The sequence below is a fragment of the Haloarcula rubripromontorii genome, assembly GCF_001280425.1.
In the GTDB taxonomy this organism is placed as follows: Archaea; Halobacteriota; Halobacteria; order Halobacteriales; family Haloarculaceae; genus Haloarcula; species Haloarcula rubripromontorii.
This window is the reverse complement of record NZ_LIUF01000007.1, coordinates 69,290-79,374: the sequence shown is the minus strand read 5'-3', so window position 1 is coordinate 79,374 and position 10,085 is coordinate 69,290. Positions and strand designations below refer to the sequence as shown.

Below are 10,085 nucleotides of genomic sequence, written 5' to 3'. Positions count from 1 at the left end.
CAATCGCTCCGCGAATCCCTTCGTAACCTCGGGATTCGCCCGCTCATCAAACATCGTATCTTCGCACCTTACGACCACGCGCACAACGCCAGAATCGACGAACAGCGCTACAATCAGCGCTCGATGACCGAGACTGTGAACTCGGCTGTGAAGCGCTCGCTCGGCTTCGCCGTGCGAGCGCGTACTTGGTTCCGGGAGTTCCGTGAAATCGCGCTGATGTGTGTCGTCTATAACATCAAGCGAGCCGTGAAACAGTGAATTCCACTGCTGTATGGCGATTCAACACAGCCGATTCAGACCACTAGCAATCGGTGCCTGATTTGCACCCTTGTCGGAGTTATGCTGGTAAATATAGACGACGCGAGGTGTCGAAATTACCGAACGCGCGAAGCGCGTATGGACTCGCCGGGATTTGAACCCGGGGCCTCTTCCTTGCGAAGGAAGCGATCTGCCACTGATCTACGAGCCCGCGTGGTCTGCCACTCGAACGCGGAGTTATAAAAACCCTGCGCGTGAGAGCGGCCTTCGATAGCGATTCACACTGTCCCGGCCAGCGGTTCGGACGGGCGTACACAACGACGCTGTCGCGAAGCGACAGTTCCCCGAGGCTCAGTCCTCGAGGACGATCTCGATGGAGACGTCGTTGGGAACCTGGATGCGCATCAGCTGGCGCAGTGCCCGTTCGTCGGCGTCGATATCGATGAGCCGCTTGTGGACGCGCATCTCCCAGTGTTCCCACGTCGCGGTCCCCTCGCCGTCGGGGGACTTGCGGGTGGGAACCTCAAGCGTCTTGGTGGGGAGCGGAACCGGACCGGAGAGTTCGACACCGGTCTTGTTCGCGATCTCCCGCACGTCGGCGCAGATGTCGTCGAGGTCCTCGGGGCTTGTGCCCGCGAGCCGAACGCGTGCCTGCTGGGACATGCGTTATCGCTCGTTGACGCTGAGGACTTTGCCGGCGGCGATGGTCTGCCCCATGTCGCGGATAGCGAACGAACCAAGCTCCGGAATTTCGGAGGATGGCTCGATGCTGAGCGGCTTCTGTGGGCGGACCGTCACGACGGCAGCGTCCCCGTTCTGGATGAAGTCGGGGTTCTCCTCGGCAACCTCACCGGAGGACGGGTCGATCTTCTTGTCGATGGACTCGACGGTACAGGCGACCTGTGCCGTGTGAGCGTGGAAGACCGGGGTGTAGCCCTCGGTGATGACGCTCGGGTGCTGCATCACGACGATCTGGGCCTGGAAGGTCTCGGCGACCGATGGCGGGTCGTCGGCCGGACCACAGACGTCACCGCGTCGGATGTCGTCCTTGCCGACGCCGCGGACGTTGAACCCGACGTTGTCACCGGGCTCGGCCTTCGGGACTTCCTCGTGGTGCATCTCGACGGTCTTGACTTCGCCGGAGACGTCCGAAGGCTGGAAGCTGACGTTGTCGCCCGTGTTCAGGATACCCGTCTCGACACGGCCAACCGGGACCGTACCGATACCGGAGATGGTGTAGACGTCCTGAATCGGCAGTCGGAGCGGCGCGTCCGTCGGCGGCTCCGGTGCCGGCAGTTCGTTGAGTGCTTCCAGCAGGATTTCGCCGTCGTACCAGCCCGTGTGCTCGGACTCGTCGGCGATGTTGTCGCCCTCGAACGCGGAGACCGGGATGAACTTGGCGTTCTCGGAGTCGAAGCGGACCTGGGTGAGGAGGTCCTTGACCTCTTCGACGACCTGCTTGTACTCGGACTCGCCGTAGTCGACGAGGTCCATCTTGTTGACGGCGACGATGAGTTCACCGATGCCCAGGGTGCGGGCCAGGAACACGTGCTCCTGAGTCTGCGGCTGAACGCCGTCGTCGGCGGCGACGACCAGGACGGCGTTGTCGGCCTGGGACGCGCCGGTAATCATGTTCTTCACGAAGTCGCGGTGACCAGGACAGTCCACGATGGTGAAATCGTAGGTGTCGGTGCTGAACTCCTGGTGGGCGATGTCGATGGTGACACCACGCTCACGCTCTTCGGCGAGGTTGTCCATGACGTAGGCGAACTCGAAGCCGCCCTTGCCCTTCTCCTCGGCTTCTTCTTTGTGCTGTTCGATGACGTGCTCCGGTACCGATCCTGTCTCGTACAGGAGTCGGCCGACGAGCGTGCTCTTCCCGTGGTCGACGTGGCCGATAATGGCCAGGTTCTGGTGTTGTTCGTCGCTCATTGTTATCTCTCACGCGCAGAGGCGCTGTATCGGGTTTATTAGCTGGTGGTTCATAAAACGATTTCGAAAGCGTGTAAGCGTCAGGCCGTCGCTTTCTTGCGATTCGGCACGACATGGCATGGTAGTGTGACACCCAATAGCTTGGTCAGGAAGACGGTTGGTCCCGGCAGTCACAGCCGGGATAGTGTTGGTTCGAGTGCCAAACAGACGAGTAGCTGTGACAGACAGTGAATACAGGAACGGTGTGGTCGCGGTAGAAACCCTGCTGTCCCGTTACAGTCGGCCGATATCGGCGAGTACCGCGCTCGCCGTCTCCGGGCCGCCGGCACCGCGACCGGAGATGTTGAGCTGGCCGGCGTGTTCGGTCTCCAGTTGGGCGATGTTCCGGGTCCCGGAGACGGCAAGCGGCGCGTTGTCCGGAACAAGTCGCGGGCCGACACGGACAGACCCTTCGACGACCTCGGCGACGAGCCGGACGGTCCGGCCGTCAGCCCGCGCAAGTTCGAGCGCGCTGCCGGAGATGTCCTGAATTCCTTCTACCGCAGCGTCATCGAGCGTGTACTCCGTCTCATCGTCAGAGAGGACGTTCGCGATGATGACGCCTTTCAGGGCTGCGTCGGTCCCGTCCACGTCGAAGGTCGGGTCGGCCTCGGCGACGCCCAGGTCCTGTGCTTCCGCGAGGACATGTTCGTAATCCAGCCCCTCTGTCGCCATCCGCGAGAGGATGAAGTTCGCGGTGCCGTTGAGTACCCCGCGAACGGCGGTGATGTGGGTCGGGTCGAAGTCGTTGATAGTCGAGAGGACCGGCATCGCGCCGCCGACGGTCGCCTCGAACAGCACCGACCCCTCGCTTTCCCGTTCCAGCGCGCGAACGTCCGCGTATCGTTCGGCGACCGGGCCCTTGTTCGCCAGCACAGCGTGGCGGTCACGTTCGAGTGCGGCCTGCACGTGGCCGAATCCCGGCTCAGCATCGCCAAGCGTCGTCGGCGTCGCCTCGACGAGCACGTCGTACTCGGCCGAAAGCGCGGCCTCGGGCGCGTCGCTCCCAACGACGCCGTCGGCCCGCTTCCGGTCGAGCGCTTCGGCAGTGTCGATACCAGTGCTGTCGATGACGGCGCTGCTAGAATCGGCGAACGCAGTAACTGAGTGGCCGTGGTCGGCCGCCAGTTCGACGACAGAAGAGCCGACTGCACCGGCTCCGATAACGGCGAGTCTCATGCCTCGCCCCCCGCGGCGAGCGGCTCGATGACCTGCAGTTCCTTCTCGTCGGCGACAGCACGAATAGCGGACATCGTCTCGTTGACCGCCCCTTCCTCCGTTGCCAGTCGGATGCGCGCGCTGGAAGCATCGTCCGTTCCCTCCGGTGCCGACAGCGAGAGGTCAGTCACGGTCGCGTCCGTGGATTCGTGAATCCGCGAGAGCGTATCAGAGAGATCAGTGTTGACGAGGTGGCCGGTGAGAATGATCGTCAGCGCTTCGCTGTACTGCTCGGCCCCGGCCTGGATGACATTGATGCCCGCGTCCCGGAGTGCGTCGACGATCCCGTCGAACCGTTCGGGGGTCGCCTCCAGGTCGACCTCCACGGGGATGTGGCCCCGCGGGGTCACGTTCCCCCGCTCGTGGAAGATAGAGAGGAGGTTCCCGCCGTTGTTGGCGATGGGCTCGAGCGCCCGCAGCAGTTCACCCGGTTCGTCGACCAGTTCCAGCCGAACTGTGTAGGACCGTACCTCGTCGGTCGAGTCGCTCATCGCCCGCTCACCTCCTGGGTATCTCGGCTCATTGTGGATGACTCAGCAGGGGCACGTATAAGAAACCGTTCGTTTGGTCTCACGGGAGAAAGCGGTTGTACAGGTCGTCGATCCACTCGTTGTACGCTTCGCCGCGAGTCGACCCCCAGGGGTTACGTGAGAAGTAGTACATCGCCGCGAACATCCCCGCGAGCGTCAGTGCCAGCCCCGTCGGAAGGACGTAACTCCAGATGAACGTCGACGTGCCGGCGATGACAGCAGCCACGAGGAGGTCAACGATCTGATGCAGGCGGTCGCTCATACCCTGCCGTTCGGTGCCGGGCGACCTAAGCGTGTGGCTCCGACGTGAACAGGTGCAGACAGGGGGAACGCTACGTTTTTTTCCTGCCGGTGAAGCGTGTCGTATGTGTACGGCCTCCAGACACCACCGATAGCCACGGGCACGGGGCTGTTCCTCGTCGGTTTCCTCGCCGTCGTCGGAGCAGCTCTCGGCGCGCTCGGAAGCATAGTCGTACAGCAACTCTCGAACCCCGTCGCCAGATATCGGCAGTTGTACCTCGGGGTCCTGCTCCCGTTTGCCCTGCTGTCGTACGTCGTCTTTCGACTGCTCGGGTTCGGCTACGCAGTAGTCGGCGGAGGGGCCGGAACGGTCCAGGCGTTGCTGGCGACGTTCACCGAACTGCTCGCCGCCGGCGGCGTCGGACTGGCCGCCTACGCGCCGACCGTTCGGGGCGTCCGCGGCGTCCGGGACATCGACCTCTCGACCGGCCGGGCGCTCGCCCGGATGGGACGGTACGTCCTCGGGCTGTCGATTTTCGTGACGGTCGTCATCGCGCCGCTCGAAACCGGCCTATCGTCGGTCGTCCTGCTGGCCGTCGTCGCCGCGCTTGTCGTCGCCCTGCAGGCCGCGGCCCCCTGGATTATCCCGGTCGTTCGGTCAGTCCGGACGCCGGAGGAATCGACCGAAGCGACGCTGAATCGGCTCCGGGAGCGCGCGCGGCTGACCGTCCGCGACATCCGGATTCTCGACACCGACCGTGAGGGGACGGCGAACGCGACCGTTCGCGGCGTTCCCGGGTATCGTCGCCTGTTCGTAACCAGTACGTTTCTCGACGCGCTCGACGACGAGACGGCGACGGCCCTGCTTGCGGTCCAGGCTGGCCGCCAGAACGCCCGGGTACTCGCCCGGGTCGTCGCCGGTCTGTTGCTCGCGCTGGTCCCGCTGTTCCTGGCACTGGCCGACATCGGCCCGCTGTGGCCGCTTGCCGGCGTGAGCCTCGGCCTCGTCGTCCTGAGCCTGTGGGTCACGCGTCGTGGCGTCCGCGCGGCCGACGACTACGCCGCTGACCGCGTCGGCCCGGACGCCGTTGCCGACGCACTCGAACGGTACGCCGACGTTCACGACATGGAGCCGTCGAGACGACGGTTCGCGAACCCGCTCTCGAAATCGCCGCCGCTGGGGAACCGAATCGACAGGCTACGGGCACAAGCGGCGGAGTAAAACCGCGCTGTAGCGGAGCGAAAAACGGGACGGACGAGCGTACCGCGCGCCGTCGGCGCGCGGTTTCACTCCGAGCGCGCTCGCAGAGCGCGACTCGGAGGTCGTTTTTAGCGTAGATTTTTGCGAGAAGTGGTTCCCGCAGCGCCGCCGTTGGCGGCGCGAGGAAACCCGACGAAGTAAAAAGGTACTTAGAAGTAGTCGATAGCCGGGTTCAGTTCCTGCTTCATACCCTTGCGCTCGCGGATCTCGCTGATCTTGTCAGGCTGGAGGTTGTCGGCAAGGACCTGGAAGCCGGCGTTCTCGGTGTTCCAGGAGGCACGGCCCTCGGTGGCCGACCGGATGTCCGAGGAGAAGCCGATCATCTCGTCGACCGGCGCGACGCCCTCGACGACCATCAGGTCGCCTTCCTGGTACATGTCGTCGACGCGGCCACGGCGGCCCTGGATCTCGCCGCTTGCAGCGCCCATGTGGTCGTTTGGCACGTCGATGCGGACCTGCTGAATCGGCTCAAGCAGCTTGATGCTGGCGTCGATGAGCGCGTTGTGGACGGCCTCACGCACCGCAGGGATGACCTGGGCCGGACCGCGGTGGATGGCGTCCTCGTGGAGGCGGGCGTCGTGGAGGCGGATGAGCGACCCCTGGACCGGCTCGGACGCGAGCGGACCGTCGTCGAGGGCCTCTTCAAGACCTTCGATGACGAGCTCCATCGTCTCGTTGAGGTGCTGGATACCCTTCGTCTCGTCGAGCAGGATGTTGGTCCCGTGGATGTGCTCGATGTTCTGGGAGTCGTCCTTGTCCATGCCGGCTTCCTGCAGCGCTTCACGGCGCTCCAGTTCCGGCATGTCCATCGACGCTTCGCCCATCTTGATCGTCTCGACGATGTCCTCGCCGAGCGGCTCGATGCTGATGTAGAAGCGGTTGTGGTTGTTCGGCGACCGACCTTCGACTTCGCGGCTGTCGCCCTGGGGGGCCTCACGGTAGACAACAATCGGCTCACCGGTGTTGATCGGGATGCCCTGATTGCGCTCGATACGCTGGCCGATCACTTCCAGGTGGAGTTCGCCCTGCCCGGAGATGAGGTGCTCGCCGGTGTCCTCGTTGATTTCGACTTGGATGGTCGGGTCTTCCTTGGCGACCTGCTGGAGCGTTTCGATGAGCTTCGGCAGGTCGTCCATGTTCTGTGCCTCGACGGACTTCGTGATGACCGGCTCCGAGATGTGCTCGATGGACTCGAACGGAGTCATCTCGGCGCTGGAGACCGTGGAGCCGGCGATGGCGTCCTTGAGGCCCGTGACGGCGGCGATGTTGCCGGCAGGAACGCGTTCGACCTCCTCACGCTCGCCACCCATGTAGATACCGACGCTCTGGATGCGGTTCTTGCCCGCAGTTCCGGAGACGTACAGCTCCTGGCCCTTCTCCAGCGTGCCGGAGAAGACACGACCGGCGGCGATCTCGCCGGCGTGGGGGTCGACACCGATGTCAGTGACCATCAGGACGACTTCGCCGTCCTCGTTGACCAGGCGCATGTCCTCTGCGAGTTCGGACTCGGCGTCGCCACGCCAGATACGCGGCACGCGCATCGGCTGGGCGTCGACTGGGTTCGGGAAGTGCTCACACACCATGTCAAGCACCACGTCGGACAGCGGCGTGCGCTCGTGGAGTTCCTGGCGCTTGTCGTTGCGCTCGAGTTCCATGATCTCGCCGAAGTCCATACCGGTCCGCTGCATCGACGGCATCGAGACGCCCCACTTGTACAGCGCGGAGCCGAAGCCGACGGTCCCTTCCTCAACGGAGACCGTCCAGTCCTCGATGTCGTCCATCTCCTCGGTCATGCCGCGGATGAGGTCGTTGACGTCCTGAATGACCGCGAGCAGGCGCTCCTGCATCTCTTCGGGGCCTTCCTGGAGCTCGGAGATGAGGCGGTCGACCTTGTTGATGAACAGCGTCGGCTTGACGCCCTCGCGGAGCGCCTGCCGGAGCACCGTCTCGGTCTGGGGCATTGCGCCCTCGACGGCGTCGACGACCACCAGCGCGCCGTCGACGGCACGCATCGCGCGGGTCACGTCGCCACCGAAGTCGACGTGGCCGGGGGTGTCGATGAGGTTGATGAGGTGGTTCTGGTCCTCGTACTCGTGGGTCATCGAAACGTTAGCCGCATCGATGGTGATCCCACGTTCCTGTTCGTCTTCCTCGGTGTCCATCGCCAGCTGTTCGCCGGCGGTGTCGTCGGAAATCATGCCGGCACCGGCCAGCAGATTGTCTGTCAGTGTCGTCTTTCCGTGATCGACGTGAGCAGCGATGGCGATGTTCCGGATGTGCTCCGGATCGTCCATCAGTGTCTCACATTCTTGGACGATTTTCTTACGTCGGCCCATTATACAGCTTTCTATCAACAGCAGGGTCAAAAGGATAGTGTTTCACTACGGCCGTGACCGCTCGAAATCCGGCCGTTCGCGTGGCATGGTCTGGCATTCCGCTTGGCCGGTAATCGGGAGCGTATGCTCTGCGATTATAATTATTTGCATGCGGATGAGTAATGATTGCAAAGGTATTAGCGCCAGCCAGCGGACGGGAGCGTATGAGTCGGCGTCCACACCTCGACACGATCGCAGTCGGTACCGAGACGGCGTCAGCAGCGGGGGATGTCACGCTCCCGATACACCTCTCCTCGACCTACGAACTGGCCGGACTCGACACGGACCTGTCTCTAGAGGACATCGACCCCGGTAGCGGAGAGTTTCTCTACTCGCGGCTGTCAAACCCGACACGACACGGCCTCGAACAGGAGTTGGCCGCGCTCGAAGGCGGGGAGCGGGCCTATGCCTTCAGTTCTGGGACGGCGGCCGTTGCAACAGCGGTGCTGTCATTGGTCGAACCGGGCGACCACGTCGTCGCATTTGATGACCTGTACGCGGGCACGCGACGGATGTTCGAAACGCTGTTTCGAGACCAGCTTGGCGTTGACGTGGAGTTCGTCGACGCGACCGATGTCGACGCTGTGGCGGCCGCGATGACACCGGCAACAGAGGTCGTCTGGGTCGAGACCCCGACGAACCCGCGTATCAAACTGTGTGATATCGACGCGATTGCGGCCGTCGCCGCCGACTACGACGCGACGGTCGGCGTCGACAACACCTTCGCGAGTCCGTACTTCCAGCAGCCGCTGTCGCTCGGCGCGGATCTCGTGGTCCACAGCACAACGAAGTACCTCAACGGCCACAGCGATGCCGTCGGCGGCGCGCTGATTACTGACGACCCCGAGGTAGCCGAACGGGTAGAGTTCCGCCAGCAGATCGCACTCGGGAACATGCTCGCCCCGTTCGACAGCTATCTCGTCTCGCGGGGCATCAAGACGCTGGGCGTCCGAATGACTCGTCACGAGAGCAACGCCATGGCCCTCGCGCAGTACCTCGACGAGCACGAGCGCGTCGAAACGGTCCACTACCCCGGACTTGAGAGCCACCCACAGCACGAGCTGGCTCGCGAGCAGATGCAGGGCTTTGGCGGCGTGCTCTCGTTCGAACTGGCCGGAGACATGGCCGACGCCAAGCGCTTTCTCGAAGCGTTAGAGACGGTGACGCTGGCAGTCAGCCTCGGCGGTGTCGAGAGCCTGGCGGAACTTCCGGCGGCGATGACCCACGAACCGCTCTCACCGGCGGCACGGGACGAACTGGGCATCTCTGATACGCTCATCCGCCTTTCTGTCGGTATCGAAGATATCGAGGATCTCAGGGCCGACCTGGAACGCGGTTTCGCGGCGCTTGAGTCCTGAGTGCGGCGTGCGAACGCTGCCCCCACCCGTGCATTAATAGCGCTGCGCCCCGTGGTATAGAGACACATGGACGTGCACGTGCAGGGTGGGCCGGCCGAACCGTTTCTCGGAGCGAAGGACCTCTTCTCGACGGAACACGACCTGAACCGACCAGTGACTGTCCGGGTCCGGGAAGACCCTGACGAACGGACCCGCGTTAGCCACAGCGACGACGCTCACAGGCTGACAATCTCCCGTCAGGCCGCCACGAGTGCGATGGCTCGCGAACTGGCGTTACACGAGTACGCACACATGCACCACCACGAACGCGGGCATCCATCGCACACTCAGTCGACACGGGAAGCCATCTATCTCGCGCTGGCGGGGCGTTCGGTCGAACAGCGAAAGCTCACGCACTGTTACCAGATCGCCAACCACATGAAAGACGTCTACGCCGACGATATCTGGATGCCAGTGGTGCCCGGTGACAAACTGGTGCCGTTTCTGGAAGCCAGTCTCGCGGCTGCCGTCGCGGACAGACCCAGTGACCCACCGACATGGGACCGCTCGACATCGCCGACCCGGGTGCGACACCCAAGCGAGCCGGCTGCGCGGCTGACACCGGCCGCAGACCCGGACATCACGGCTGTCAACGCAGCGTTCGCTCTTGCGCTGTGTGAACGCCACAATCTGGTCGAGACGGACCACCGGCTGTACGACCTCGCGCATGCCGCGGCACAGGACGCCGAATCAGTCGACCTTGCGGAGTTCAAGCGCCACTTCGCAGCACTCTCGCCCGAGCCGGACGAGTCCGAGTTCCGGAAGGCACTCGTCGACGTGACTCGCGCATACGCCGGTGGCGGCGGCCGCGCGGCGGATTGAAACCACCAGTCCC

General features: G+C 63.8%; 10 protein-coding genes and 1 tRNA gene. 4 read left to right on the top strand and 7 right to left on the bottom strand.

Annotation, left to right across the window (positions count from 1 at the left end; genetic code table 11):
- Positions 1-258, top strand: a 258-nt coding sequence (locus AMS69_RS17705) for a transposase (RefSeq protein ID WP_162230996.1), incomplete at its 5' end; no start/stop codon positions are given.
- Between the two features lie 139 nt (positions 259-397).
- Here AMS69_RS17705 and AMS69_RS17700 read toward each other — a convergent pair.
- The 6 genes from AMS69_RS17700 to AMS69_RS17675 all read right to left on the bottom strand — a co-directional run bounded on the left by AMS69_RS17700 (position 398) and on the right by AMS69_RS17675 (position 4,239).
- A tRNA-Ala gene (locus AMS69_RS17700) sits at positions 398-469 on the bottom strand.
- Positions 470-609: 140 nt separating this feature from the next.
- Positions 610-921 (bottom strand): 30S ribosomal protein S10, encoded by a 312-nt coding sequence (gene rpsJ / locus AMS69_RS17695; protein WP_004515425.1) that lies wholly within the window; start codon positions 919-921, stop codon positions 610-612.
- A 3-nt stretch (positions 922-924) separates the two neighbouring features.
- Positions 925-2,190, bottom strand: coding sequence for a translation elongation factor EF-1 subunit alpha (gene tuf, locus AMS69_RS17690; RefSeq protein ID WP_053969370.1), 1,266 nt, complete (start codon positions 2,188-2,190; stop codon positions 925-927).
- A gap of 273 nt (positions 2,191-2,463) precedes the next feature.
- Entirely contained in the window at positions 2,464-3,408 is a 945-nt protein-coding gene (locus AMS69_RS17685) for a homoserine dehydrogenase (protein WP_053969369.1), read from the bottom strand.
- The gene (locus tag AMS69_RS17680) at positions 3,405-3,938 is read right to left on the bottom strand and encodes an amino acid-binding protein (protein WP_053969368.1); all 534 of its coding nucleotides are present in this window, start codon (positions 3,936-3,938) and stop codon (positions 3,405-3,407) included. The genes AMS69_RS17685 and AMS69_RS17680 overlap by 4 nt, the downstream gene beginning before the upstream one ends.
- A gap of 79 nt (positions 3,939-4,017) precedes the next feature.
- Complete coding sequence (locus AMS69_RS17675; RefSeq protein WP_053969367.1) at positions 4,018-4,239, bottom strand: hypothetical protein; 222 nt, start codon at positions 4,237-4,239, stop codon at positions 4,018-4,020.
- A 147-nt stretch (positions 4,240-4,386) separates the two neighbouring features.
- Between AMS69_RS17675 and AMS69_RS17670 the strand changes: the two genes are divergently transcribed.
- The gene (locus AMS69_RS17670; RefSeq protein ID WP_053969373.1) at positions 4,387-5,439 is read left to right on the top strand and encodes a peptidase; all 1,053 of its coding nucleotides are present in this window, start codon (positions 4,387-4,389) and stop codon (positions 5,437-5,439) included.
- A gap of 188 nt (positions 5,440-5,627) precedes the next feature.
- Here AMS69_RS17670 and AMS69_RS17665 read toward each other — a convergent pair whose 3' ends face one another.
- On the bottom strand, positions 5,628-7,814 hold the full coding sequence (locus AMS69_RS17665; protein WP_053969366.1) for an elongation factor EF-2: 2,187 nt from the start codon (positions 7,812-7,814) through the stop codon (positions 5,628-5,630).
- A 203-nt stretch (positions 7,815-8,017) separates the two neighbouring features.
- Between AMS69_RS17665 and AMS69_RS17660 the strand changes: the two genes are divergently transcribed.
- Together AMS69_RS17660 and AMS69_RS17655 are read left to right on the top strand one after the other, a co-directional pair.
- Positions 8,018-9,211, top strand: coding sequence for a trans-sulfuration enzyme family protein (locus AMS69_RS17660; RefSeq protein WP_053969365.1), 1,194 nt, complete (start codon positions 8,018-8,020; stop codon positions 9,209-9,211).
- A gap of 66 nt (positions 9,212-9,277) precedes the next feature.
- The gene (locus AMS69_RS17655) at positions 9,278-10,072 is read left to right on the top strand and encodes a DUF5781 family protein (RefSeq protein ID WP_053969364.1); all 795 of its coding nucleotides are present in this window, start codon (positions 9,278-9,280) and stop codon (positions 10,070-10,072) included.
- Positions 10,073-10,085 lie beyond the last annotated feature (13 nt).

Excerpts from the sequence above, each read along its gene's own strand:
- rpsJ (WP_004515425.1), bottom strand. The coding sequence starts at position 921 with ATGTCCCAGCAGGCACGCGTTCGGCTCGCGGGCACAAGCCCCGAGGAC.
- tuf (WP_053969370.1), bottom strand. The coding sequence starts at position 2,190 with ATGAGCGACGAACAACACCAGAACCTGGCCATTATCGGCCACGTCGAC.
- AMS69_RS17685 (WP_053969369.1), bottom strand. The coding sequence starts at position 3,408 with ATGAGACTCGCCGTTATCGGAGCCGGTGCAGTCGGCTCTTCTGTCGTC.
- AMS69_RS17680 (WP_053969368.1), bottom strand. The coding sequence starts at position 3,938 with ATGAGCGACTCGACCGACGAGGTACGGTCCTACACAGTTCGGCTGGAA.
- AMS69_RS17675 (WP_053969367.1), bottom strand. The coding sequence starts at position 4,239 with ATGAGCGACCGCCTGCATCAGATCGTTGACCTCCTCGTGGCTGCTGTC.
- AMS69_RS17665 (WP_053969366.1), bottom strand. The coding sequence starts at position 7,814 with ATGGGCCGACGTAAGAAAATCGTCCAAGAATGTGAGACACTGATGGAC.
- AMS69_RS17660 (WP_053969365.1), top strand. The coding sequence starts at position 8,018 with ATGAGTCGGCGTCCACACCTCGACACGATCGCAGTCGGTACCGAGACG.
- AMS69_RS17655 (WP_053969364.1), top strand. The coding sequence starts at position 9,278 with ATGGACGTGCACGTGCAGGGTGGGCCGGCCGAACCGTTTCTCGGAGCG.